The organism is Verrucosispora sp. WMMD573 (assembly GCF_027497175.1).
Classification (GTDB): domain Bacteria; phylum Actinomycetota; class Actinomycetes; order Mycobacteriales; family Micromonosporaceae; genus Micromonospora.
Genome location: NZ_CP114901.1, coordinates 2,685,858 through 2,709,929, shown reverse-complemented (window position 1 = coordinate 2,709,929; position 24,072 = coordinate 2,685,858). Strand labels below are relative to the sequence as shown.

Genomic DNA, 24,072 nt, shown 5'->3' with positions numbered 1-24,072 from the left:
GTCGAAGGGACCGGGAAAATTCGTACCGGGTCAGGCGGACATCAGCGGGCAGGGTGATGGTGTGCGAGGAATGACGGACGACATGACCATCGGCCAGCGCGTCGCCTTCTACCGGCGGCGGCGAGGGCTTTCCCAGGAGGTGCTGGCCGGACTGGTCGGCAAGACCCAGGAGTGGCTACGCAAGGTCGAGACGAACCGCGCCGACCTGGACCGCCTCTCGGTCATTCGGGCAATCGCCAGGGCCCTCGATGTCTCTCTTGGGGACCTCATCGGCGCACCGAGCTTGTTCGAGTGGTCCGACGACTCAGGGCGTGAAACCATTCCCGCGTTGCGCGCCGCGCTTCACGACTACCGGCACCTCGCGCCAGCTCTGGCCAGTCCGGCTGCTGTCGATGCGCCTGCCATGCGTGAGATCGAGAATGACGTGGCCGAGATCTGGACCGCTTACCAGCATTCGCGATACGGCACCCTCGCTCGCCGGCTTCCGTACCTCATCCACGACTGCCTGACCGCCACCGAGGCCTACGACGGAGACGACGGCCAGCGTGCACACGCGATGACCGCCTATGCCCACCAGCTCGCCGCGCTGTTCCTCACCAAGCTCGGCGAAGGTGATCTCGCATGGACCGCGGCCAGTCGAGGGCTGGCCGCCGCCAACGCCAGCCACGACCACGTCGTCATCGGCTCGCTCAGCCGCTCCGCCGCGCACTCTCTGATTGCGATCGGTGAATACGCGCAGGCCCGAGGCCTCGCCGCCATCGCAGCGCAGTTCCTCGAATCACGGCTGACCAAGCCCACACCGCAGTTGCTGTCGGTCTACGGCAGCCTGCACCTCGTCTGCGCCCTCGCCGCCGCCCGCGACGACGACCGCGCCTCCGCAGACATCCACATCGCCGAAGCCGACGCCGCAGCGACCCGACTCGGCGCCGACGACAACCACGTGTGGACCGCCTTCGGCCCCACCAACGTGTCGATCCACAAGACGACCGTGGCGATGGAACTCGGCGACGTGCAACGCGCCATCGCCATAGGTACCCCACTCGATACCGGTGCCCTGCCCATCGAGCGGCAGGTCCGCCACGCCATCGAGACCGCGCGAGCGCTGGCGCGCTGGAACCGCATCGACGACGCCCTCGGCGCGCTCTTGGACGCGGAGGTCATCGGCCCAGACCAGGTGCGCTACCACCGGCTCTCCCGCGACCTCGTCCGGGACATCCTCATCCGCCCCCGCCCGCCCCGTCTGGCCGTCGAACTCAGTGAACGAATGGGCGTCCGGTCGGGTGGACCGCGCTGGTAGCCGTCGTCAGACCAGCCGGCTCGTGTAACCGGCCGCCACCAGTCGCTCGAAAGCGACCCGGACCTCGTCCGGCATCTCCTGTGGGATCGCGAACCCGCGCTCGGCGTACACCTCGATCCGCTGGGTGTCACCGACCAGCATCTCCACCACCCGCCGCGGGTCCCCGATGCTGCGCACGTAGTCGTCGAGTGCCAACGGGTTCGACGCGCAGACCACGTCGACCTCCGGCCACATCAGCCTGCAGGTGGCGTACGCCCGGCGCTGCTGGTACGGCCGCGACATGATCAGCGCTGACCGCACCGGGATACGCCGTTCGGCCAGGAGCTGCCGGGTGTACTCCAGGTTCTGGGCGGTGTTCGTGGCACGTGGCTCCACGAGAATCGAGTCCGCCGGCACGCCCTGCTCCATCGCGTATTCGCGGTAGTGCACGGCCTCGCCACGAGGGAACCGCTCCACCGTCGTCGGCGCGTTCGCCCCGGTGAACACGATCCAGGGAAACAATCCCTCGTGGAACAAGCGCGTCGCGATCACCGCGACACCAAGGTCATGGCTGCCCAGCCCGATCCCCACGTCACACGGCCTCAGCTCGTGGCCCATGTCGTGGTAGCGCCACAGCGTCTCCACCTCGACACGGATCTCGTCAGGGATCGACTCGGCCGGCGCCGCCGGGCGCTGATTCATCAACAGGTACCAGGCAGGACCGTCACCGCAGCCCTTCGTCGGATCGGCCCAACGCCGCCAGGCCCGCCCTCGCTACCTCCAGCGGCACGACAGCGGCGATCGGTTCATCCTGCTCGCTGAGGTAGACGACCTGCCCCTCACGAACACTTCGCAGCAGCTCAGGCAGCAAAGCCGAGACCGGGAGGTCATCCGGCGTGGCGTAGGTCCGGTCCGCACTGGGTTCCCTCATGCCGCCAGCGTAGGGGTTGTGCGGCAGCGGGGCGACGCCGACTCCAAGCAAGGATGCTCTGCCGAGCTGCCTACACCGAGAGCAGAGACTCCCTGTTGGAGGTGATGAACTCGGTCAGCCCTTCCGGCTTGAGATCCACCGCAGGCAGCTTCTCGATCGTCACCCGGTCGAGCTGGTAGCCACCACGCGACGGATCATCGAACTCCGGCCCGCTTCGAGCATCTTCCCGCAGCTCAAGTAGCCGACAGACGAAGAAGTGCTGCACAGAAACGCCCTCACCAGCGGGTGCGGTGAACAGGAACACCTGGACGAACCGGTCCGCCTCGGCACCGAGTTCCTCCTGCAACTCCCGACGGAGCGCAGCCTCCAGAGAGACATCCGTCGACTCCACGCCACCACCCGGCGTCGTCCAGTACGGCGCCTGGCCGGGCTTGTTCCGCTTGATCAGCACAAGGCGGTCGTCCTCGTCCACAAGAATGGCCCGCACCGACCTGCGCACGACCCGACGCATAGCTAACCCCCTATCCACGCCCAACAGCCACTGCCTACAGGGCACCCAATCGGCACAGGTCGGTCGCACCGCCCATGGCTAGCGCCCAGCAGCTTGATATGCGAAGCTATCTATGTAACGAGAAGTGCACAGATGGCCACATTAAGCGATGCTGGTGGTTCTGTTGGGACAACTTCCGTTGTGGGGACCGAGCGCGAACGAGCACCCGTCGTCCAAACCAGTACTGACACGACCAGTGACACTTCGCCTCTTGATCACCGTGAAGGCGGCGCCCAGTCCCTCCGCCCGTTACGGGGAGACGGTCTGCGTCGGTGCGCTCGGGCTTGACCCGCCCTGGACGCGTTGGACGCGCCTCTACCCGATCCACTTTCGGGAACTCGCTGCCGACAGCAGGTTTCGCAAGTACGACATCGTCCGGCTCCAGGCAATGCCCGCCAAGAAAGACGTGCGCCACGAGAGCTGGACGCCGATCGTGGACACCATCACCACCGAGCAGCACCTTGCCAACCAGCAGTCACGTCGCAATCTCCTCGATCCACTCGTCGAAGACTCCATGTGCCGGCTCAACGAGCAGACCCGCGACGCCCCGAGCGCCCGATCGATCGCCCTGATCCGCGTCGCCGATGTCTCGTCCATGCAGATCAAGCGCCATCGCGGCTGGTCGGCGGAAGACCGCAGAAAGATAGCGGGCTACCTCAACCAGCTCGACCTGTTGGAGCCGTCCAAGCCCACCCCTCTCCAGGCACCACGATTCACCGGCTCCTACCGCTACCGGTGCGCAGACCGCCGCTGCCGCGGGCACCAACAGACACTGTGGGACTGGGAGTTCGTGGCCCTACAACGTCGCCTGACCCAGCTCACCGACGCGGAGGCTGCGGATCAGCTCAGACGAAAGTTCCTCGGCCAGCTCTGCGCGTCCGACCGCGACGTCGCCTTCTACGTGGGCAACCAGGCGGCAAGACCGCATTCCTTCAGCATCGGCGGCGTCTACGCACCCAGACGACCCACCACTCGATACCGACTACACGTCAACCGATGACCTCGGCCAGCACATCAGCGTGGCAGGCATCCTCAACGCGGCACCAACACGCCAACTGCTTCCCGGCGAGTTCCCGACGCGCCCGCTCGACAAGCGCCGGCTGGCTCACAAGCCACTGCCGATACAGGCGCAACGCCTCGACCCGATCATGCTGTCGAAGACTGAACGGATTGGCCCAGGGCGAACGCCGCAGCCCGAACCCCTGCCGCCCGACATAGACCGCACCGGACGGCACGACCGGATGGTAGAGATCCCCCTGCACACGAACCCGGGACTGCGCCACCACGCGGTCAGCCTAACGGCCAACGAGAGACTTCGACGGGAGCTCGCTCATCGGTACATCGCGTCCAGGACACGCCGACCCGGTCCAACGGCTCCCGAGCACCCAGCGAGCGACCACCCACCACCGGCGTACGCGAAAAAGGCCCCGACTGGCAGAGTTCTACCAGGTCAGGGCCTTGCTCGTTGGTGCGCCGCCAGGGACTCGAACCCCGAACCCGCGGATTAAGAGTCCGCTGCTCTGCCAGTTGAGCTAGCGGCGCTCGCTGACAACGGGGGAAACACTAGCACGCACTCTGAACCGGGTTCCAATCAGATCCCGGGGTCCTACCTTCGGTCGAGCTTTCCGGACATTTGACGAGAACCCCTTGCAAAGTGTGGGACCGGGGTGATGCCGGGCGGCAGCGATGCGGCACGATGTCCGCCAGGTGCGCAACGACAGGGGTGGGGATGGGCAGGTTCGCGCGGGCCGGGGCGTTGTTTAGCGCCTTGGGGCTGGTGGCGTCGCTGGCATTGTCGGGCTGCGGCGAGGATCGCGCGCCGGCCGAGTTCGTACCCGGTCAGACACCCGGAGCGTCCGGCACCGGGACGCCGGACACGTCCGGAGCGCCGGAGGTGCCGAGTGGCCCGCCGCTGACGGTGAGCCCGGCCGACGGGGCGAAGAATCGGCCGGTCAGCGTGGAGATCGGCGCGAAGCTGCCGGGCGGCGGCGAGGTGTCGCAGGTCACCCTCAAGACCGAGGACGGCAAGACGGTCAAGGGCAAGCTGCGTACGGACGGGTCGTCGTGGGTGCCGTCGGCCCCGTTGACGTGGTCGACCCGCTACATTGCCACGGTCTCCGCGAAGGGGCCGGACGGCGCGGTGAGCGAGGGCACCAGCACGTTCACCACGATGGCGAAGCCGGGCTCGATGATCACGTCGGGGCTGTACCTGTTCGACGACCGGACGTACGGGGTGGCGATGCCGGTGGTGGCGGAGTTCCACCCGGGCATCCCGGAGAAGGACCGGGCCAAGGTGCAGAAGCGGATGTTCGTGCAGTCCGACCCGCCACAGCCGGGTGCCTGGCACTGGGTGAGCAACGGTACGCAGGCGTACTACCGCGCGCCGGATTACTGGAAGGCCGGCACCAAGCTGACCGTACGCATCGCCCTGGCCGGCATTCCGCTGAGCAACGGCCGGTTCGGCAACGTCGACCGCAACGCCACCGCGAAGATCGGCTCGGCTTTCGAGATGAAGGTGACCAACTCCGACAAGCGGATGCGGGTGTACGAGGACGGGCAGCTGATCAAGACGCTGCCGGTCAGCCTGGGCAAGAAGAAGACCCCGTCGTCCAGCGGCACCCTTGTGGTGATGGAGAAGAAGGAAGCGACGGTCTTCGACACGATGGACGACCCGGATCCGGAGAACCGGTATGTTACGGACATCGAGTTCGCCCAGCGACTCACCTGGGGCGGCGAGTACATCCACGCGGCACCCTGGTCGGAGCACGTCCAGGGGCGGCAGAATGTCTCCCACGGCTGCGTGAACGTCTCGATGGCGAACGCCCGCTGGCTCTTCCAACGTACGAAGATCGGTGATCCGATCACCATCACCGGCACCGAACGTAAGCTGGCGGCCGGCAATGGTTGGACCGCTTGGAACCTGAGCTGGTCGGAGTTCGTCAAGGGCAGTGCGCTGCCAGTTCCGGACGGTGGCGCCGGTCCGGCCGTCTGACCGGACTAAATATGTCACCATCCGGACATCCCGCTCGACGTGTTTCGGTTCACTTGTCGCAACGGGTACGTGAACTCGTGCGTCAGTGATGTGGACGGGAAGCGGACCACGACTGTGAGGACACCATGCGGATTCGGGACCAGCGCAACCGGAGGCGGGGGGTGCTCGTCGCGGGCCTGCTCGCTCTGACGTTGGCACTGACCTCCGCCTGCACCGGCGGTAAGGATGGCGACAAGGGGCCGGGGTGGCAGGACGGCGCCGATCAGCCGGCCGCGAAGGCGACGGTGAGCATCAGCGAACCGGCCGCTGACGCCAAGGACGTGCCGGCGTCGGCGGCGATCGCCTTCGCCGCCGAGCAGGCCGAGGACGTCACTGTCGAGTTGACCGACGCCGAGGGTGAGGCGGTCGAGGGTGACCTCGCCTCCGACGGCCGCAGTTGGCAGCCGTCGGCGGCGTTGACCTACGGCGCCTCGTACACCGCCACCGTCACCGCGACCGGCGACGACGGCCTGCCGGTGACCGCGACCAGCGCCTTCACCGTGATGGAGGAGCCGGAAAAGCAGGTACGGATCAGCAGTTTCCTCGGCGACGACCAGACGGTCGGGGTGGCCATGCCACTGATCGTGAAATTTGGCCGGGACATCCCGGAGAAGTACCGGGCCGACCTGCAACGCCGGATGACGGTGACCTCGGAGCCGGCCCAGGAGGGCATCTGGCACTGGGTCAGCCCCACCGAGATCCGGTACCGGCCGAAGGAGTTCTGGCAGGCCGGCAGCAAGGTGTCGTACCGGGTGCAGGCCGGCGGGCTGCCGTTGGGCGACGGCTGGTACGGCCGGGCCGACCTGACCGTCGACATCGCCATCGGCCCGAAGCTGCTGATGACGGTGGACAACCGCACCAAGCGGATGACCGTCACCAAGAACGGCGAGAAGATCAAGACGATCCCGGTGAGCCTGGGCAAGAAGAGCACCCCGTCCTCCAGCGGCACCATGGTGGTGATGGAGAAGCTGCGCAAGACGGTCTTCGACACGTACGACGAGCTGGGTCCCGATGAGGGGTACCGGACGAAGATCGACTACGCGCAGCGGCTCACCTGGGGCGGCGAGTTCATCCACGCGGCACCGTGGTCGGAGGGGCAGCAGGGCACGACGAACGTCTCGCACGGCTGCGTGAACGTCTCGATGGCCAACGGCGCCTGGCTGTTCAAGAACACGAGGGTCGGTGATCCGATCGTCGTCAAGGGCACCGAGCGCAAGCTCCAGCTCGGCAACGGCTGGACCGACTGGAACATGAGCTGGGAGGAGTACGTCAAGGGCAGCGCCCTGCCGTACGAGCCGATGGAGTCTGACTCGGCCGACCCGGACCTCTCGCCCAGCGAGGCGCCCACGACCTGAGCACCTGCGCGACGGCGGCCGTTGCCGGTAGGAGGCCGCCGTCGCCTCGCCTGTCTCACCGGCGGGAAAGAACTCCCCTACCAGCCCCCTACAACGCGTCAGGCCCCGTCTGAAGACGGGGCCTGAACTGCTGTGGAGCAGATCCACTAGCCGGGTGACTGATGGGAATTGAACCCACGACAACCGGGACCACAACCCGGTGCTCTGCCAACTGAGCTACAGCCACCATGCCGCCGCGCCCGGTCGATCGCCCGGGGCGGGTGCGGTGAAATCATACCCCCACCACGGCCGACCACGTCCAGCGGGTTGCCGCCGAGCCGCGACAGGCAAACCGCGGCAGCCTGGGGGCGGTCAGAGTTCGCCGGCGATGGCCTTGGCGCTCTCCACGTCGGGCCCGGGCAGGGGGACGAAGATGGTGCGCCGGTAGTACTCCAGCTCCCGGATGCTCTCCCGGATGTCGGCCAGTGCCCGGTGCGCCAGGCCCTTCTGCGGCTGACCGAAGTACACCCGGGGGTACCAGCGGCGGCACAGTTCCTTGATCGAGGAGACGTCGATCATGCGGTAGTGCAGGTGGGCGTCGAGGCGGGGCATGTCCCGGGCGATGAAGCCACGGTCGGTGGCTATCGAGTTGCCGCAGAGCGGGGCGGTACGCGGATCCTTGACGTGGCGGGTGACGTAGTCGAGCACCCGGTCCTCCGCCTCGGCCAGGGTGACGGTGGAGCGGCGTACCTCGTCGGTCAGCCCCGACTTGCCGTGCATCGTCCGGACGATCTCGGGCATCGCGTCCAACGCGGCGTCGTCGGCGTGGATCACCACGTCGACGCCGTCACCGAGCACGTTGAGATCGGGATCGGTGACCAGCGCGGCGACTTCGATAAGTTTGTCACCGCCGAGGTCCAGCCCGGTCATCTCACAGTCGATCCAGACGAGAAGATCAGCCACCGGGACAGCCTACGCGCAGGCCAAGTCTCGTGGCTCCGCGCCGCCACGGTCACCGACCGCTAAGGTCTTCCCCGTGTCCGCCGAACCCGCCACACCACCGAGCGTCGAGCTGGACGATTCGGGTAGCCGTACGGCCCGCCGGATCGTGGGAGCGCTGGCGTTGGCGGCGGCACTTCCCGCCCTCTACCTGCCGGGACGCACCCACGACTTCTTCGACCTGAAGATCTACATGGCGGCCATGGACTGGTGGGCTGCCGGCAATCCGCTGTACGACTACGTGCAGCCGGACCGGGTGCAGGGCGAGTTGTACTTCACCTACCCGCCCTTCGCGGCTCTGTTCCTACTGCCGTTCTCCTGGTTGAAGCTGGGTGCCACGGTGGCGATCTTCACCGGGCTGACCCTGCTCGGCGTGGTGGTCACCACCAAGTGGCTGCTCGACCCGGTGATCCGTCGCCACCGCCTGCCCCACCTGTTCACCCTCGTGGTCGGCGTGCTGATCGTGCTCGGCGTGGAGAGCACCCGGGAGACGATCACCTTCGGGCAGATCAACATGCTGCTGGTGGTGCTGATCCTGGCCGACCTGCTGTTCGCCGTACCCCGCGACAGCCGCTGGGCCGGGGTGGGGGTCGGGTTGGCGGCGGCGCTCAAGCTGTTCCCGGCCATCTTCGTGATCTACCTGTTGGCCATCCGGCGGTGGCGGGCGGCGGTGGTGGCCGGGGTGACCGCGGCCGGGGCGACCCTGCTCGCCGCGGCGGTCGCGCCCGGTGACTCGTGGCGGTTCTGGACGCACGAGCTATGGGCGACCGACCGGGTCGGCCGCACCGACTACACCGGCAACCAGTCGCTGTTCGGTGTGCTGAGCCGGCTCACCGCCCCGGAGGAGCCGGGCCGGCTGGTCTGGCTGCTGCTGGTCGCGGTGGTCACCGGGTACGGGCTGTGGCGGGCGGTACGGGCGTCGCAGGCCGGGGACGCGCTGACCGGCCTGACGCTTACCGGCCTGGTGGCGGCGCTGGTCAGCCCGATTACCTGGACGCACCACATCTACTGGTTCATCCCGGCGATGGTGATCCTGGCCGACGCGGCGCTGGGCGCCGATCCGCGCACCGTCGCCGGGGCACGCCGACGCCGCCGGCTGCTGACTCTCGCCGTCGCCGTCACCGCGATCATCGTGTACGGGGTGGTGTCCTTCTACGACTGGGGAATCACGCCGTCGCCCACCGGCAGCCCATGGGAGTTCCTGCTCCGCAACGCGTACGTGTGGCTCTGTCTCGTGCTGCTGGTCGTCCTGCCGGTGCGTCCCGACACCCGGGCCCAGCGCCGACAGCACGCAAAGTCGGACACTCTTCCCGAGACCCCCATTCATCGGTAATCTGGCCCAGGGTTACCAAAGCCCCACGGACACCGATATCCCCCGGTGAAGGGCGGCCCTCCGCGTCGGCAGCACGGAGGGCCGCCCACCCCCACCTTCCCCACCCCCACCCCCCACCCCCACCCCCTCGCCGATCTTGCAGTTTTGGTCGCCAATACGCCACCTTCGCACCCTTTGCCGGGACCAGAACTGCAAGATCGCGGGCGAGACGAGCGGGCGAGGCGCCAGGGTGGGGGCGGGTCAGGTGGGTGGGGCGGGTGGGCGGAGGGGATGTGGTGGGGTGGGCGGGGTGGGGAGTTCGGCGAGGGTGGCCGGGCGTGGGACGGGGCCGATGGCGGGGCGGCTCGTGGTGGCGGGCACGGTGGCGGCGACCGGGACGAGTTGACGTGCGGGCAGCCTGCGGGGACCGGGCGGCACCGGAGCTCCCAGGCCGGCGAGCGAGCTGACTCCGAGTCGTCCGGCGAGCACCGGCACCTGGTCCGGCTCGACCACGATGACCACCTCGCGCGGGCGCACCGGCCGCAGCAGCACCAACGCGGCGAGGATCACCAGCAGCGTCCCGCCGGTGAGTGAGCCCCAGGTGGCCGGGGCGATCCAGCCGGCCCGCAGTTCCGCACGCAGGTCGAGGGTCACCCCCGCCCCACCGTCGGGTCGCATCAGCACCAGACTCAGTCGCTGCCCGGCCAGGTCGTCGGGGTTCCATTCGAGCACGCCGTGGTCGGCGCGTACCCAGAAGGTCTGTGCGGCGGGTGCGGCCGGGACGGTGGGCGGCGTCCCCGCCGCCGGGGTCACCTGCGCCAGCCGGACCGGCAGCGGACCCCGGGCCAGCGACATCCGGAGCACCGCGGCGTGCGGCGCGCCGGCCAGCCACCGCTGCGCCTCCTCGGCCGGGGCCAGGCCGACGAACGCCGGCCCGTCGGGAGTACGCGCGTCCAGCCGTAGCCGGGCCTGCCCGCCCCGGGCGAACGGCACCTCCTGCCGGACCAGGGCGTCGAGGTCGGTCACCACCACCGCGTGCCCCGGAGTCTGCACGGTCTCGAACCGGGCGGTGAATGCCCCGTCGGGGCCGGCGTGACCGGTCAGCAGACCGAGCGCGGCCGCGCCGAGCAGCGCGGCGGTGCCGACGGTCAGCAGCAGCATTCCGGTAAGCGTCCACACGAAACGCATGCGCCCTGTTCCCCTCTGTAGCCAGACACCCGGCCGACCTTACCTACGCCGACCCGTCAATCAGCGGATATCCACGGCAGGGACGCCGAAAGCGGACAGGCCCGCCGGGGATCACCCGGCGGGCCTGTGACTGCGGTGACGCTCAGGAGGTCGGAGTGGCCGCCTCGTCGCCCGGCACCGCGCCGCTGGAACGCCGGGTACGGGCGAAGGCCAAACCGCCGAGCACCAGGCCACCGAGGCCGGCGAGCAGCCCGGCGACGCCGAGGCCCACCGCCAGGCCGTTGCCGTCCTCGTCATCGCTGTCGTCAGACGGTGCCGCAGCGGGCGCGTCGGTGGGTGCGTCCGTCGGCGTGTCGGCACCGGCGGCGGTGAGGGTGAGCACCGGCGCCGGAGCGGCCGGCTCCTCGCCCCCGGGCTGCTGCGGCGGGTCGATCCAGCGCACCACGGCGCCGTCGGAGTAGGTCTGCAACGCCTTGAACACGATCTGGTCGATCTCGGGCAGCGGGCCCATGGAGACCGGGAACTCCTGGAAGGTGCCGGGGGCGATGGCGGCTCCGTCGCCGGCCGTCCAGGTGATCTTCGACACCACCTCGGTGATCTCGCTGCCGTGCACCTGCACCGGCGGGTCGACCTGCCGCTTCTCGACGGCCACCGTCCAGCCGGGCACCGGCATGGTCGACACCGAGCCGAGCGGCGCGTTCTCCGGCAGGAAGACCTCCAGCTTCGTGGTGGAAGCGGTGTCGCTCTCGTTCGGTACCCGGAACGCCAGCCGGCCGTAGCCGCCCTGGGTTGCCTCGCGCGGATTGACCGTGACATGCGCGGAGGCCGGGGCCACGAAACCGAACACGGCTGTGGCGACGGCGCCGAGCGTCAGAGCGGCAGCGGTGGCGGCGAAACGCCGGTGACGGAACATCGGTGGAACCTCTCTATCGGACGGGCACGGTGGCGGTCACCGTGGCCTGGTCGATCTCGGTGGTACGGGCGGTGACCCGCAGCTCCCACTCGCCCGCGGCGGGCAGACTGATCTCGCCGGTGGCGTGGTTGTCGGTGAGCGGCAGCAGGGGCACCTGGATCGCCTCGATCCCGGCCGCCGGCAGGGCGACCGTGACCTGCCACTCGACGACCGGTAGTGGTTGGTTCTCCAGCGTGTACGCGTACAGGTGCACCGAGTTGTTGCCCCGGCGGGCCGGTGACACCTCGATCTGCATGGAGTAGAGCGAGCTGGTCGCCGTGGTGCTGAAGTATCCGCTGTCGGCGGCGGACACGTCCGTGGAGACGCTACGGGCGGGGGTCGTCTGGACCAGGGTGGCCGACACCCCCAGCACGATCGCGGTGATCGTCAGCTCCGCCCAGATCGCTCGGCGTACCGGGGCCGGTCGGCTGGCCGCGACCCGGGTGCGCACCAGGTGCCGGGAGTAGGCGGCCACCGCGATGACAAGTACGAAGAGCCCGATCTTGGCCAGCACCAGCCGCCCGTACGTGGTGTTCACCAGGGCCGCCGGGGTGGCCACCTCGATCAACGCCTGGACGGTGCCGGCGAGCAGCAGCGCGGAGACCGCCAGGGCCGCCCACCGGGACCAGATCGGCAGGATCGCCCCCAGTTCCCGCTCGTCGGCGCGGGGCAGCAGGAACACGGCGAGCATCACCAACCCGCCCAGCCAGACGGCCATGCCGCCCAGGTGCACCGCGTCCACGAGCACCGACACCGCCGGAGCGGGCGAGGCGGCCGGGTGCCCGGCCATCGGCCAGGTGAGCAGCGCACCCACGGCAAGCACACCGAGGATCACCAGGTCCGTCCGGCCGACCGGGCCGGCCAGCAAGGGCCGGAGCAGCAGCGCCACCGCAGTCAGCAGACCGAGGCGGACCAGGTGGGCGGCGCCGAAGGTGCTGCCGAGCACCAGGCTCAGCCCGTCCCCGGTGATGTCGAACAGTCCACCGCCGTTGGTGTACGGCACCTGGAGCAGGACCGCCGCCACCGTGGCCAGCGCCACCAGCCCGAGGCCGGCCCAGGCCAGCCGGCCCGGCCCGCGCCGGGACAGCCGGCGCGGCCAGAGCAGGGCGAGCACCAGCGCCGGCCCGATGGCCAGCAGCAGTCCCGCGTAGCCGATGAACTTGGCGACCTTGACGGCGGTGCCGACCACCGGGTTGGCCCGGCCGTCGTCGCCGCTGTCCACCGGCGGCTCGGAGGGTGCCCCCACGGAGTAGGTGAACGCGCCGGAGACCGGGTGGCTGTCCGCGGAGATGACCCGGTAGGTGACCAGGTAGGTGCCGTTACCGCGACCGGTGTCGACGGGGATGTTGACCACACTGCCGGCGAAGGTGGGCTCGCCCTGGTCGGCACGGGACCCGTCCGGCGCGATCACCCGGATCCGGTCCGGCACCTTTCGTACCGTCTCGCTGAAGGTGAGCACCACCTCGGCCGGCGCGGCGGGCACCACGGCCGAGGCGGCCGGGCTGCTGCTGGACAGCACGGCATGGGCACTGGCCGGGCTGGCGGGGACGAGCAGCAGCGCCACGACGGCGACCAGCAGGCCGGCGGTCGCGGCCAGCCGGGCGCACCGGCGGCGATGGGCGGCAGTCATGCCGCCCATCGTCGCCGACGACACCCGTTCCGGGCGAGTCAGGTCCATCCATTGATCCCGATTTTCCAAGATCGAGCGCTGGCGCGCGGACACCGGACCGGGAGTCATGGGCGGATAGTCGGCCGAAACGCCGGAAAAGTTCCCGGAGTGGCGCATCCCATGGAAGGGCCGAAGGACCCTGCTGCTCGCCACGCCGCCGCGTAACCTGGACTGTCGTGATCCCCGCCCCGCGCGACACCCCCGCCGCCGCCGACACCGGCATCGTCGGCCCGGACCGCGCCGACGGCCGACCCCGGCGAACTGCCCCAATGTCGCAGCACGGGGAGCCGGACCCGACCGACGACCCGGCCACCCGGTGGGCGCTGGCCGCCCGGAGCGGCGACCCGGTGGCCCAGGCCGCCTTCGTGCGCGCCACCCAGGCCGAGGTGTGGCGCTTCGCCGCAGCGTTGATCGATCCGGACAGCGCCGACGATCTCACCCAGGAGACGTACCTGCGGGCGTTCCGCGCGCTGCCCGCCTTCGCCGGCCGGTCCAGCGCGCGCACCTGGCTGCTCGGCATCGCCCGTCGGACCTGCGCCGACCACCTGCGCACCGTGGTACGGCGGCGGCGACTCGATCAACGCCTCACCGCGCAGGCGCAGACCGACGTGCCGCACCCCGACCCGGCCGGTCAACTCGGCGCGAGCGACCTGGTCCGCCGGTTGGCCCCCGAACGGCGCGGGGCATTCGTGCTCACCCAGTTGCTCGGCCTGTCGTACGCCGAGGCCGCCGCGGTGGAGGGGGTGCCGGTCGGCACCATCCGCTCCCGGGTGGCGCGGGCCCGGGCCGAGTTGGTCGACGCGGTCGGCGAGGCGCTGGCCGGATGAACAGCAGCCTGCGCACCTGGCGTCCCTGGCTCGGTCTCGCCGTCCGGCTCGGCCTGGCCATCGTGTGGCTGTGGGCAGGCTGGTCGAAGGTCGGCGACCTGGCCGCATCCGGTCGCGCGGTGAACGCCTACCAGGTGCTGCCGTACGACGTGGCGATGGTGGTTGGCGCGGCACTGCCCTTCGTCGAGCTGGCCTTGGCCCTGCTGCTGCTGATCGGGCTGGCCACCCGGCTGACCGCCGGAGTCTCCGCGGCCCTGCTGCTGGTCTTCATCGCGGGCATCGCCTCGGCCTGGTCGCGGGGGCTGGCCATCGACTGTGGCTGTTTCGGGGTGGGCGGCGAACTGCCGGCCGGGGAGAGCCCCAGCTATCTCCCGGAGATCCTCCGGGACATCGGCTTCCTGGCATTGGCCGGGTTCCTGCTGATCTGGCCCCGTACCGCCGTCTCCGCTGACGGCGCGCTGACGGGCGAACCGGTGGAGGACGACAATGAGTAGTCGCAAGGGACGCAAGGACGCGGCCCGGGTGGTCCGGGAGCAGATGGCCCAGGAGCGACGCCGCAAGCGCACCCTATGGATCTCCCTGAGCGCGGTGCTGGTGCTGGTCATCGCCGGCCTGATCGGCTGGAGCGTCTGGTCCAGTCAGGAGTCCGACGAGTTCACCGCGCCGCCGGGCGCCAACGAGGCCGGCACCGGCGTCGTGGTCGGATCCGGGCCGGTGACCGTCGACATCTACGAGGACTACCTCTGCCCCGCCTGTAAGCAGTTCGAGGAGACCAGCGGCGCCACCATCGAGCAGTTGATCGCCGACGGCAAGGTGCGGGTGGTGTACCACCCGGTGGCCTACCTCAACCGTTACTCCAGCACCGACTACTCGACCCGGTCCTCGGCCGCGTCCGGCTGCGCGGCCGAGGGCGGCAGGTTCACCGAGTTCAGCAAGGCGCTGTTCGAGCGGCAGCCGCCGGAGGGCGGCGCCGGCCTCAGCAACGACGAGTTGATCGACATCGGGGTCGAGGTGGGACTGGACCGCGACGCATTCGGCAGCTGCGTCCGGGACGGCAAGTACCAGCCGTGGACGGCGCACGTCACTGCCGAGGCCAGCCGGGCCGACGTCTCCGGCACGCCGACCATCCTGGTCGACGGGGAGCCGGTGCGGGAGTGGACGCCGGAGAACATCACCGCAGCGGTGGAGGCGGCCGGCCGGTGACCCCGCTCACCCGGGCCGGGCTGCTGCTCGCCGCCACGGTCACCGCGCTCCTCGCGACCGCCGCCCCCGCCCTGGCGCACGGGGCGGACGCGCCGAATGGGACGGACTACCGGGTGACCGTCACCGACGCCGGCCGCCCGGACCTGCGGGTACGGGTCATCGAGGCGGGTGCCCGGCTGGAACTGACCAACACCGGCGACACCCCGGTCGAGGTGATCGGCTACTCGGGTGAGCCGTACCTGCGGGTCGGTCCGGACGGGGTCTACGAGAACTCCCGCTCGCCCGCGACGTACCTCAACCGCACCATCGTCGGTGACACCGCCCTGCCGGCCGAGGCCGACCCGGCCGCCGAGCCGCGCTGGCGTCGCGTCGACGGCGGGACCACGGCCCGATGGCACGACCAGCGGGCCCTGTGGCGCGAGCCGTCACCGCCCGCCCAGGTCCGCGCCGCGTCCGACCGCGAGCACCGGGTACGCGACTGGGTGGTACCGCTGCGCGACGCGGACGGGCCACTGGAGATCCGCGGCACCCTGGACTGGGTACCACCGCCGGACGCGTACACCTGGTGGGTGGTGGCGATCGTCGGTGCGCTGGCGGTCGGCGCGCTCGGGGTGCTGCCGGCGGCCTCCCACCCCGGCCGGCGGGCGCTGGTCGCGCTCGGCGGGCTGCTGATCGTCGGCGGGGCCGCGGCGGTCGCGCTCGCCCTCGGACGGGCGCTGGACGCCGGGGCGCAGGGGCTGGGTGGCGTGCTGGCCGGCCTGCTGACCGGTCCGGTGTGGACCCTGCTGACCGGCCTGGCGGCGATCGCCGCCGGGGCGCGGGCGATGACCGGCGGCGGCCACGCGTCGGCCGGTGCACCGGCACCGCACTCCCACGTCGATTTCCTGATCGCGCTCACCGGGGCGTGCCTGGCGTTGTTCGCCGGGGTGACGAATATCGCCGGGTTCGCCCGCGCGGTGCTGCCGGTGCCGTGGCCGCCCACGATCGCCCGGGTGCTTGTCGTCCTCGTGCTGGCCGGGGGTGCCGGCGCGTTGGCCGCCGCGTTGCTGCGCCTGCACGCCGCCGGCCGCCACGCGACGGCCGCTACTCGCTGATCGGCGTGCGCCCCGGGGCGGGACGGAACGGGTAGGGCAGTTCGAGCCGGTGCCGGGCGAGCAGATCCTCGTCGTCCAGCAGGACGGGGGTGGGCCCGTCGGCCACGATCCGCCCGCCGTCGAGGATGACCGAGCGGTCGCAGAGTTCGTACGCGTACGGCAGGTCGTGGGTGACCATCAGCAGGGTCACCGGCAGGGTGCGCAGGATGTTGGCCAGCTCCCGCCGCGCCGCCGGGTCGAGGTTGGACGACGGCTCGTCGAGCACCAGGATCTCCGGCCGCATCGCCAGCACGGTGGCCACCGCCACCCGGCGACGTTGCCCGAAGGAGAGATGGTGCGGGGTGCGGTCGCGGTGCTCGGACATGCCCACCGCGGCCAGCGCCTCCTCCACCCGGGCGGCCAGCTCCGGCCCGCGCAGCCCGAGGTTGGCCGGCCCGAACGCCACGTCCTCGCCGACGGTGGGCAGAAAGAGCTGGTCGTCCGGATCCTGGAAGACGATACCCACCCGGCGGCGGATCTCCGCAAGCGTCGCCCGGTCCGGGCCGACGGTCAGCCCGCCGACCACGATCTGCCCCTCGGTGGGCGTCAGGATGCCGTTGAGGTGCAGCACCAGCGTGGTCTTGCCGGCACCGTTGGGGCCGAGCAGCGCGACCCGCTCGCCACGCCCCACCGTCAGGTCGACGCCGTCCAGCGCCAGATGGCCGTCGGGGTAGGCGTACCGGACGCCGCGGACGTCCAGGCTGGGCGGGGTGGGCTGCACGCTTCGATCATGTCAGGACGGCGGCCGTGGCGGCGACGGTGCCCGCCAGGACCGGCACGGTGGCCGCCATCAGCCACTGCCCGGTCGTCGCCACCGAGGTCGCCTGCCACACCGTCGGCAGGCGACCGGTGTAGCCGCGCGACAGCATCGCCAGGTAGACCCGTTCGCCGCGCTCGAAGGCGCGCAGGAACAACGCCCCGATGCCGGCGGCGAAGCCGCGCAGCTGCCACACGAAGCGCGGGTCGTCGCCCCGGGAGATCCGGGCGACCCGCATCCGCCGTGCCTCGCCGACCAGCACGTCGAGGTAGCGCAGCATGAAGGTGGCGATCTGGGTGAGGATCTGCGGGCAGCGCAGCCGGTCCAGCCCCACGATCAGGTCACGGGTGCTGGTGGTCGCCGCCAGCAGCAGCGACGCCCACACCCCGAGGGTGCCCTTGGCGATGATGTTCCACGCGCCGTAGAGACCGTCGACCGACAGGTGCAGCCCGGCCACGTCCACCCGCTCGCCCGCGCCGAGGAACGGCAGGGCGAAGGCGAAGAGCACGAACGGCAGCTCGATGGTCGATCGGAGCAGCAGCCAGCGGGCGTTCACCCGGGCCAGCGCCGCGACGGCCGCGATCAGCAGGGCGTACGCGCCGAAGGCCCAGAGCGCCTCGCGGGGGGTGGCGACCACGGCGATGGTGAACGCCACCATCGCCGCGATCTTGACCTCCGGTGGTAGCCGGTGCACCGACGATTCGGACGCCCGGTACAGCACGTCGGCGTGCCCGGCCCCCACCTCGGCTACCCGCCGCTCGTGGTGGCCGGGTCGGTGCGCTCCGCCCCGGTCGCGTCCTGCGCCGCCGGCTCCCGGCGGCGGACCAGCCAGAAGCCGCCGCCGGCCACCGCGAAGGTGAGCAGTACGCCCAGCACGCCGGCGAGCCCGGTGGAGAGGAATTCGTGGTCGATGCCCGTGATGCCGTAGTCGGCAAGCGGTCCACCGATCTCGTGCTCCCGCTCCTGCTGCGCCGGGCAACTGCCGCCGGTGATCTCGTCGTCGGCGTCGAAGGTGCAGCCCTCCCGCAGCGACGAGTCCAGCCCGTCCGGATGCGACGAAGCGAAGTTGCTGACCACTCCGGCCAGCAGCAGGGCGACGAGGAGCCCGCCCACGAGGAAACCCCACTTCTTCACCGGACACCTCCGACGGTCGGGACGGCCGCCGGCGCGGCCGGCTTCAGGGCGCGTAGCGCGTACACCAGGTCGGGGCGGACCTTCGCCACGGTGACCACGGTGGTGGCCGTGATCAGCCCCTCGCCGATGCCGATGAACAGGTGGGACACGGCCATGGTGCCGGCCAGGCCGGCCAGGTTGCCGCCGAGGTCGGTGGTGCCGCCGAGCTGGTACTGCAAGACGAAGCCCAGCGCCGCGACGACCACGCTTACCAGCGCGGAGACGAAGGCGGTGACCGCCAACCCGGCCGGGGTGCGTGGCAGCACCCGGAGCAGCAGCGCGACGAGCAGGTATGCCACGGCGATGCCGATGACGGCCATGTTGGTGATGTTGAGCCCGAGCATGGCCACGCCGCCGTCACCGAAGACGAGAGCCTGCACCACCAGCACCACCGCCACGCAGAGCGCGCCGACCCAGGGCCCGACCAGCATGGCGGCGAGCGCACCGCCGAGCAAGTGGCCACTGACCCCGGCGGTGAAGATCGGAAAGTTGAGCATCTGCACGGCGAAGATGAACGCGGCGACCAGGCCGGCCATCGGCGCCAGCCGGTCGTCCAGGTCCTGCCGGCCACGCATGACGCAGTACGCCATCGCCGCCAACGCGATCACCGCGAAGACCGCGGCGACCGGACCGTTGATGATGCCGTTGGAGATGTGCATCGCCAGGGTTTCCACGTGACCTCCCACGTGCCGGCAGACCCCTGTCCACCGGCCGAGGTGAGCGTATTTCCCGTACGGCACTGTTGCCAACAGCTGGCAACAGTGCCGTACGCCTCGCTCCCGTGCGGCGCCGGCCGGGCCGACGGCGCCCGACGGTAGGGTCGTGCCATGACCGCACCCACCCGCCTCTCCCCCGGCGACCCCGCGCCCGGGTTCAGCCTGCCCACCGACACCGGCGGGCAGCTCGCCCTGGCCGACCTGCGCGGTCGCAAGGTCATCCTGTACGCCTACCCCGCCGCGATGACGCCCGGCTGCACCAAGCAGGCCTGCGACTTCCGCGACTCGTTGGCCTCGTTGCAGGCCGCCGGATACGAGGTGGTGGGCATCTCACCGGACAAGCCGGAGAAGCTGGCGAAGTTCCGCGACCGCGACGCGATCACCTTTCCGCTGGTCGCGGACACCGACAAGACGGTGCTGACCGCCTACGGCGCGTACGGCGAGAAGCAGATGTACGGCCGCACCGTCACCGGCGTGATCCGCTCCACCTTCGTCGTCGACGAGGAGGGCCGGATCGAACGGGCGCTCTACAACGTCAAGGCCACCGGCCACGTCGCCAAGCTGCGCCGCGACCTCGGCCTGGACTGAATCGAGGGAGGGCCGGGCTCGACACGGCCAGGTGTCGCTCTAGAATCACTCTGCCGGCGGGAGTGGCGGAATCGGCAGACGCGATAGGTTTAGGTCCTATTGTCCGAAAGGATGTGGGGGTTCAAGTCCCCCCTCCCGCACCACTGGACGCTCCCCACATCAGGAATCGAAGCGCTGTCTGGCTCGTCACCATCGCGCGCGGCGAAGACTACCGGCGGGTCAGGATGAGCGGCGTGAGCCTACGCTTCGTCCTCAACCCCGAACTGACCACTGAGCTGCGCGAACAGATCGTCGCGCTCTGGGTCGACGTGACGAATGCCGGCGGCGCGGTCGGCTTCGTGGCACCGGTCACCGCCGACGAGGTCCGCACCATCGCCGACCCGACGCTGATGGGCATCGCGGACGGGCCGGACCGGTTGCTGCTGGGCTACGACGGCCACCGGCTGGTCGCCATGGCGATCCTCACCGATCCCCGATTCCACCTGAAGCCGCACCTGCGGGTACTCACCCGGGTGATGGTGCATCCGGACACGCAGGGGCGTGGTTTCGGCGAGGCGCTGATGCGCGAGGCCGAACGGGTGGCCCGCCGCCTCGGGCTGGCCGCGCTGCACGTCACAGTGCGCGACGGGCTCGGGCTCGACCGGTTCTACCAACGGCTCGGGTACCGGGTGGTGGGTCGTTGGCCCGCGGCGATCCGGGTCGCCCCCGGCGATGACCGCGACGAGATCCTGATGTGGCTCGGCCTGACGGCCGACCGACAGGATCAACACACCAGCGCCTGACCGGCTTCCGGCGGGGCCGGGGGCGGGCTGCGAAGCGTCGTTGTCGCCGACCCACTCGCCGCCCGCGACTCCGGCGGGCCGGCCGGTCGAAGCTCCGACAGCCGGTGCGAGCCCGCCGATCGCAGCGTCAGCCGCAGGCGGGCGAGGGCGCGGCGGGCGGCGCGGCAGCGAACGCGTCAACCCCGGTCGACTCGACCGACGCGGTCGCGTCGATCGGCACCGCGACCGACGGCGTCGGCCGGGCCGAGGCACGCGTCGACGCGCTGGCGGACGGTTTCGGCCGCTTCGACGGCGTCGCGGTGGCCGCGACCGACCCGAGTGAGCTGCCTCCGTACATCCGGACGGAGCTGCGCTGCACCTTCCCCGGCGCCATCCGGATGCCCGCAGCGGTGACCCGGTGCCCCCTGGTGTCGGTGACCCGGAGCTGGTACGGCCCGGGCCCGGCACCAGAGTCGATCAGCCAGTAGTTGTAGCTCTCCCGCGCGGCCGCCCGCCACGGCCCCGAACCGCCCTGACGCACCTCGACCGAACGCAGCGGATTGCCGTGGCCGGCAACCAGCACGGCGAACCACCACTGCGACGCGCCCTCCTTGATCCGGAAGGTGAGCGGGCCGGACAGCGTCGGGTCGATGACCAGCCGGTAGCTGACGTCGACGATGCCGCGCACCGGGTCGGCGATGCGGGCGAAGGCCTCCCGGGACAGGTCGAGATGGCCGGGAGCGCACTCGGGGCACTGGTCCATCACCATGACCCGTACGGTGCCCTTCGGGCCGGTCACCTCCAGGTACCCGCCGCAGGCGGCACCGTCGGCGTACTCGGACGGGCCGAGCGCGACGTAGCGTCGGTCGGCCGGCGCGGCGGGGTAGGAGCAGTTCCCGCCCGCGCCCTTCGAGTCGTAGAAGGTGGCCTTTCCCTTGTGGAGGGTGCCGGCGGCGGGCGGGGCGAGCAGCGCGCCGACAGCCGGGAGCGCGGCAACCGGACGGGCCGGTGCGGCGCAGGCCGGCGCGGCACCGGAACGGAGGGCGAGGCTGAGCCCGACGACCGTGGCGAGAGTTGCCACCGCCCCGCCGGCCAGCCAACGACGCAGCGCGGAACGCTGAGTCGTTGCCTGGTCGGCGGGGCCGTCGATTCCGTCGGTCACGTGCAGACATGCTGCCGGAGACTCGACCGCCCGGACAAGCGAGCTAAGCGAAAGCTAAGACGAGATCCATCTCGGCTGGGCGGTGGCGACCAGTCGGCGCAGCGGTTCCACGGCGTCCGGCTGGCTGCGCAACGCATCCTCGATCCGGACCCGCCACACGCCGGCCTCCACGAGGTCCCGGCCGTCGTGCGGAGCCGAACGCAGCCGGTCCCGCGTCTCCCGCAGCGCCTGCGCCATCCCCTCGCCCAGCAGTCGTTCCAACTCACCGGCGATGCTGCGGAAGCGCTCGTCGTCGGGTACCGCCCCGACCAGCGTCCGGGCCGCGTCCCACGCCACCCGGGGATGATGGATCACCGACATCTCAGACTCCTTGGTCGAGGTCCCCTTCGGCCATCATCGATCCGCTAGCGGCCCAGCGGCAAGGGCTGTCCACCGCTCGTCGCCGAGCCGTGTCCACCTGGTCAGTCGCACAGTTCCACCGGGTCGCCGAGCTTCACCTCACCCGCCTCCAGCGGCACCAGGTTGAGTCCGAACAGGAGCTTGCGATCGATGTTCCGGTGCCGGGCCAGGGTACGCAGCGGCTCCCGGCCGCGTACCCCAGTCTCCTGGTCGATGCTGATGACCAGACAGCGGGCCGATAGGTCGGCGGCGCGGAAGCGGACGGACCCGATCCGCAGCCCGCGCCCGACCCACTCGTCCTCCGCCCAGGCAGGAGCGCCGTCGACCACGAGGTTCGGCCGGAAGCGGGTCATCGGCACCGGTTGCGCACCATCCGCGACGAGCCAGTCGCCGAGCACGGCCAGCGACGCCGTGCTGGTCAGCAGCACCGGGTACGCGTCGGCGAAGCTGACCTGGTCACCGGGGTCGTACTTCCGGTCGCCGCGCGGGACGTGCCGGGCCGGGCGAGCCAGCCGGACCAGCCGGACCGGCCGGTCGAGCACCGCGCCGAACCAGGCGTCGGCGGCCGGGCCGGCGGGCAGCGCGTCGACAGTCAGCACCCGCCTGCGGAAGGTCCGCACCGCAACCGGCGGGACGTCGGTCGGTACCGGCACCACCAGCTCGGGCTGGCCGTCGGCGCGCAGCAGCAGCCCGTCGGGGCCGGGGCGGGCGTCCACCCGGGCCAGTGCCGTGACCTCACGCTGGGTGACGCCGACCCCGGCGGCGTCGACAAGCATCCAGCGTCGGTCGTCCTTAAGCCCCCACGGCTGTACGACGGCCGCGTCGTGGACGAGGCCACGGCAGCCCTTGACCGGATAGGTGGTGATGCCGCTCAGCCGCACCTGGTTACCATGCCACGCCGATGCCGTCGCCCGGGTACCAGTGGGGCCGGGGACAGGGGCCCACGGCCGGAACATGAAGTCAGTAGCATCTCCGCCATGTCGAGTGGAGAGCAGGCGGGGACCACCTCCCCGGAGCAGACCCTGCCGACGGGGGACAACGACGGTTCGGAGAAGATCGGCGGGCCGGCAGGAAAGCCGCGCCGCCGGTGGCTGCGGATCACGCTGATCGTGCTGCTGGTGCTGTCGCTGCTCGGCGTGGGTGCCGTGGTGGCGAGCGGCTTCTATCTCAAGTCCGTCGAGTCGGACATCGAGCGGGTCGACGCGTTCGACAACGTACCCGAGGAGACCCGACCCGAGGTGGTCGTCAAGGGTGCCTTGAACATCCTCATCCTGGGCAGCGACTCCCGCGACCCAGAGAGCACCGGTGGCTCCCGAGCGGACACCATCATTCTGGCGCACGTGCCGAAGGACCGGTCCACCTCGCAGCTGATCTCGATCCCCCGCGACACCTGGGTCGCCGTGCCCCGCTCGAAGGAGGGCCGGGGAGGGCGCGATGCGAAGATCAACGCCGCGTACGCCTGGGGTGGACTGCCGCTGATGGTGCAGACCGTGGAGCAGTACACCAAGGTCCGGATCGATCACGTCATGTTGGTGGACTTCGCCGGATTCAAGGAGATCATCGACGCTCTCGGCGGCATCGACGTCACCTCGGAAAAGCGTTTCACCTCGATCCATCCTCCGTTCCGCACCTTTGAGCAGGGCAGGCAGCGGCTCGACGGTGCGGCCGCCCTCGACTTCTCCCGCCAGCGCAAGCAGTTCGCCGACGGCGACTTCACCCGGATCAAGCATCAGCAGCAGGTAATCAAGGCGATCCTCGACGAGGCCGCCTCCGGCGGCATCCTGACAAACCCCGCCCGGCTCAATTCTTTCGTACGCGCCACGTCGAGCTCAGTCTCTGTTGATCGGGACATGTCGCTTGTGGACATGGCGATGGAGTTGCGGAGCCTGCGGGGAAACGATCTGACCTTCATGACCAATCCGACCAGGGGAACGGGCCGGGTCGGCAACGAGAGCGTGGTCCTCGCCGATCCGGAAAGGGCGAGGCAGTTCTACGAAGCTGTGCGGCGTGACTCAGTCGAGGACATCCTCCAAAGCGGAAAGTCGGGCTGATTTGCCCTAGCGGCTCTGGCGGCCGTCACCGGCGCGGTCGTATCCTTCGATCGCTCCGGT

26 protein-coding genes, 3 tRNA genes and 1 pseudogene are annotated in these 24,072 nt (G+C 70.5%); 13 read left to right on the top strand and 17 right to left on the bottom strand.

Annotated elements, in window-relative coordinates:
- The first annotated feature begins 70 nt into the window (after positions 1-70).
- A complete protein-coding gene (locus O7601_RS12450) occupies positions 71-1,297 on the top strand; it encodes a helix-turn-helix transcriptional regulator (protein ID WP_281566318.1) in 1,227 nt (408 codons plus the stop codon).
- Positions 1,298-1,303: 6 nt separating this feature from the next.
- Here O7601_RS12450 and O7601_RS12445 read toward each other — a convergent pair whose 3' ends face one another.
- The 3 genes from O7601_RS12445 to O7601_RS12435 all read right to left on the bottom strand — a co-directional run bounded on the left by O7601_RS12445 (position 1,304) and on the right by O7601_RS12435 (position 2,718).
- Positions 1,304-1,984, bottom strand: a complete 681-nt coding sequence (locus O7601_RS12445) for a YdcF family protein (protein WP_281566891.1) — start codon at positions 1,982-1,984, stop codon at positions 1,304-1,306.
- A 16-nt stretch (positions 1,985-2,000) separates the two neighbouring features.
- Positions 2,001-2,207, bottom strand: a complete 207-nt coding sequence (locus O7601_RS12440; RefSeq protein WP_281566317.1) for a hypothetical protein — start codon at positions 2,205-2,207, stop codon at positions 2,001-2,003.
- A 70-nt stretch (positions 2,208-2,277) separates the two neighbouring features.
- Positions 2,278-2,718 (bottom strand): NUDIX domain-containing protein, encoded by a 441-nt coding sequence (locus tag O7601_RS12435; protein WP_281566316.1) that lies wholly within the window; start codon positions 2,716-2,718, stop codon positions 2,278-2,280.
- Positions 2,719-2,866: 148 nt separating this feature from the next.
- Here O7601_RS12435 and O7601_RS12430 point away from each other — a divergent pair, with 148 nt between their 5' ends.
- A complete protein-coding gene (locus O7601_RS12430) occupies positions 2,867-3,757 on the top strand; it encodes a hypothetical protein (RefSeq protein WP_348650248.1) in 891 nt (296 codons plus the stop codon).
- On the opposite strand, the gene O7601_RS12425 is transcribed toward O7601_RS12430, so the two are convergent.
- Positions 3,747-4,043, bottom strand: a complete 297-nt coding sequence (locus O7601_RS12425) for a DUF4326 domain-containing protein (protein WP_281566315.1) — start codon at positions 4,041-4,043, stop codon at positions 3,747-3,749. The two genes, O7601_RS12430 and O7601_RS12425, sit on opposite strands and share 11 nt — an antisense overlap.
- 180 nt (positions 4,044-4,223) lie before the next feature.
- Positions 4,224-4,299 (bottom strand) — tRNA-Lys (locus tag O7601_RS12420).
- A gap of 187 nt (positions 4,300-4,486) precedes the next feature.
- On the opposite strand from O7601_RS12420, the gene O7601_RS12415 reads away from it, so the two are divergent.
- Both O7601_RS12415 and O7601_RS12410 read left to right on the top strand, forming a co-directional pair.
- The gene (locus tag O7601_RS12415) at positions 4,487-5,749 is read left to right on the top strand and encodes an Ig-like domain-containing protein (protein ID WP_281566314.1); all 1,263 of its coding nucleotides are present in this window, start codon (positions 4,487-4,489) and stop codon (positions 5,747-5,749) included.
- 125 nt (positions 5,750-5,874) lie between these two features.
- On the top strand, positions 5,875-7,143 hold the full coding sequence (locus O7601_RS12410; RefSeq protein ID WP_281566313.1) for an Ig-like domain-containing protein: 1,269 nt from the start codon (positions 5,875-5,877) through the stop codon (positions 7,141-7,143).
- Between the two features lie 153 nt (positions 7,144-7,296).
- On the opposite strand, the gene O7601_RS12405 is transcribed toward O7601_RS12410, so the two are convergent.
- Both O7601_RS12405 and orn read right to left on the bottom strand, forming a co-directional pair.
- Positions 7,297-7,369: transfer RNA gene (locus O7601_RS12405), tRNA-His, on the bottom strand.
- Positions 7,370-7,494: 125 nt separating this feature from the next.
- On the bottom strand, positions 7,495-8,085 hold the full coding sequence (gene orn / locus O7601_RS12400) for an oligoribonuclease (RefSeq protein WP_281566312.1): 591 nt from the start codon (positions 8,083-8,085) through the stop codon (positions 7,495-7,497).
- Between the two features lie 73 nt (positions 8,086-8,158).
- On the opposite strand from orn, the gene O7601_RS12395 reads away from it, so the two are divergent.
- Entirely contained in the window at positions 8,159-9,454 is a 1,296-nt protein-coding gene (locus O7601_RS12395; RefSeq protein WP_281566311.1) for a glycosyltransferase 87 family protein, read from the top strand.
- Between the two features lie 414 nt (positions 9,455-9,868).
- Here the strand turns inward: O7601_RS12395 and O7601_RS12390 are convergent.
- The 3 genes and pseudogenes from O7601_RS12390 to O7601_RS12380 form a co-directional block, all read right to left on the bottom strand.
- Positions 9,869-10,096, bottom strand: a pseudogene (locus O7601_RS12390) (hypothetical protein); the annotation flags it as partial.
- A 667-nt stretch (positions 10,097-10,763) separates the two neighbouring features.
- The gene (locus O7601_RS12385; RefSeq protein ID WP_281566310.1) at positions 10,764-11,534 is read right to left on the bottom strand and encodes a YcnI family protein; all 771 of its coding nucleotides are present in this window, start codon (positions 11,532-11,534) and stop codon (positions 10,764-10,766) included.
- A gap of 13 nt (positions 11,535-11,547) precedes the next feature.
- Positions 11,548-13,212 (bottom strand): copper resistance protein CopC, encoded by a 1,665-nt coding sequence (locus tag O7601_RS12380; protein ID WP_281566889.1) that lies wholly within the window; start codon positions 13,210-13,212, stop codon positions 11,548-11,550.
- Between the two features lie 299 nt (positions 13,213-13,511).
- On the opposite strand from O7601_RS12380, the gene O7601_RS12375 reads away from it, so the two are divergent.
- Genes O7601_RS12375 through O7601_RS12360 form a run of 4 tightly spaced genes read left to right on the top strand, consistent with a single transcriptional unit; the run spans position 13,512 to position 16,366 of the window.
- On the top strand, positions 13,512-14,069 hold the full coding sequence (locus O7601_RS12375; RefSeq protein WP_281566888.1) for a sigma-70 family RNA polymerase sigma factor: 558 nt from the start codon (positions 13,512-13,514) through the stop codon (positions 14,067-14,069).
- Positions 14,066-14,563 (top strand): MauE/DoxX family redox-associated membrane protein, encoded by a 498-nt coding sequence (locus O7601_RS12370; protein WP_281566309.1) that lies wholly within the window; start codon positions 14,066-14,068, stop codon positions 14,561-14,563. The genes O7601_RS12375 and O7601_RS12370 overlap by 4 nt, the downstream gene beginning before the upstream one ends.
- The gene (locus O7601_RS12365; RefSeq protein WP_281566308.1) at positions 14,556-15,272 is read left to right on the top strand and encodes a thioredoxin domain-containing protein; all 717 of its coding nucleotides are present in this window, start codon (positions 14,556-14,558) and stop codon (positions 15,270-15,272) included. Before O7601_RS12370 ends, O7601_RS12365 begins: the two co-directional genes overlap by 8 nt.
- The gene (locus O7601_RS12360; RefSeq protein WP_281566307.1) at positions 15,269-16,366 is read left to right on the top strand and encodes a hypothetical protein; all 1,098 of its coding nucleotides are present in this window, start codon (positions 15,269-15,271) and stop codon (positions 16,364-16,366) included. The genes O7601_RS12365 and O7601_RS12360 overlap by 4 nt, the downstream gene beginning before the upstream one ends.
- On the opposite strand, the gene O7601_RS12355 is transcribed toward O7601_RS12360, so the two are convergent.
- Genes O7601_RS12355 through O7601_RS12340 form a run of 4 tightly spaced genes read right to left on the bottom strand, consistent with a single transcriptional unit; the run spans position 16,356 to position 19,009 of the window.
- On the bottom strand, positions 16,356-17,126 hold the full coding sequence (locus O7601_RS12355) for an ABC transporter ATP-binding protein (RefSeq protein WP_281566306.1): 771 nt from the start codon (positions 17,124-17,126) through the stop codon (positions 16,356-16,358). The genes O7601_RS12360 and O7601_RS12355 overlap by 11 nt on opposite strands.
- A 7-nt stretch (positions 17,127-17,133) precedes the next feature.
- Entirely contained in the window at positions 17,134-17,904 is a 771-nt protein-coding gene (gene cbiQ, locus O7601_RS12350) for a cobalt ECF transporter T component CbiQ (RefSeq protein ID WP_281566305.1), read from the bottom strand.
- 5 nt (positions 17,905-17,909) lie between these two features.
- Positions 17,910-18,296, bottom strand: coding sequence for a PDGLE domain-containing protein (locus O7601_RS12345; protein ID WP_281566304.1), 387 nt, complete (start codon positions 18,294-18,296; stop codon positions 17,910-17,912).
- Positions 18,293-19,009, bottom strand: a complete 717-nt coding sequence (locus O7601_RS12340) for an energy-coupling factor ABC transporter permease (RefSeq protein WP_281566303.1) — start codon at positions 19,007-19,009, stop codon at positions 18,293-18,295. The genes O7601_RS12345 and O7601_RS12340 overlap by 4 nt, the downstream gene beginning before the upstream one ends.
- A 153-nt stretch (positions 19,010-19,162) precedes the next feature.
- Between O7601_RS12340 and bcp the strand changes: the two genes are divergently transcribed.
- From bcp to O7601_RS12325, 3 genes are all read left to right on the top strand, one after another.
- Positions 19,163-19,639, top strand: coding sequence for a thioredoxin-dependent thiol peroxidase (bcp, locus tag O7601_RS12335; RefSeq protein ID WP_281566302.1), 477 nt, complete (start codon positions 19,163-19,165; stop codon positions 19,637-19,639).
- Between the two features lie 56 nt (positions 19,640-19,695).
- A tRNA-Leu gene (locus tag O7601_RS12330) sits at positions 19,696-19,782 on the top strand.
- Positions 19,783-19,872: 90 nt separating this feature from the next.
- Complete coding sequence (locus O7601_RS12325; RefSeq protein WP_281566301.1) at positions 19,873-20,421, top strand: GNAT family N-acetyltransferase; 549 nt, start codon at positions 19,873-19,875, stop codon at positions 20,419-20,421.
- Between the two features lie 127 nt (positions 20,422-20,548).
- Here O7601_RS12325 and O7601_RS12320 read toward each other — a convergent pair whose 3' ends face one another.
- The 3 genes from O7601_RS12320 to O7601_RS12310 all read right to left on the bottom strand — a co-directional run bounded on the left by O7601_RS12320 (position 20,549) and on the right by O7601_RS12310 (position 22,842).
- The gene (locus O7601_RS12320) at positions 20,549-21,562 is read right to left on the bottom strand and encodes an expansin EXLX1 family cellulose-binding protein (protein ID WP_281566300.1); all 1,014 of its coding nucleotides are present in this window, start codon (positions 21,560-21,562) and stop codon (positions 20,549-20,551) included.
- 54 nt (positions 21,563-21,616) lie between these two features.
- Positions 21,617-21,922 (bottom strand): hypothetical protein, encoded by a 306-nt coding sequence (locus O7601_RS12315; protein WP_281566299.1) that lies wholly within the window; start codon positions 21,920-21,922, stop codon positions 21,617-21,619.
- A 101-nt stretch (positions 21,923-22,023) separates the two neighbouring features.
- Positions 22,024-22,842 (bottom strand): MOSC N-terminal beta barrel domain-containing protein, encoded by an 819-nt coding sequence (locus O7601_RS12310; protein WP_281566298.1) that lies wholly within the window; start codon positions 22,840-22,842, stop codon positions 22,024-22,026.
- Between the two features lie 96 nt (positions 22,843-22,938).
- On the opposite strand from O7601_RS12310, the gene O7601_RS12305 reads away from it, so the two are divergent.
- The gene (locus O7601_RS12305; RefSeq protein WP_281566297.1) at positions 22,939-24,012 is read left to right on the top strand and encodes an LCP family protein; all 1,074 of its coding nucleotides are present in this window, start codon (positions 22,939-22,941) and stop codon (positions 24,010-24,012) included.
- Positions 24,013-24,072 lie beyond the last annotated feature (60 nt).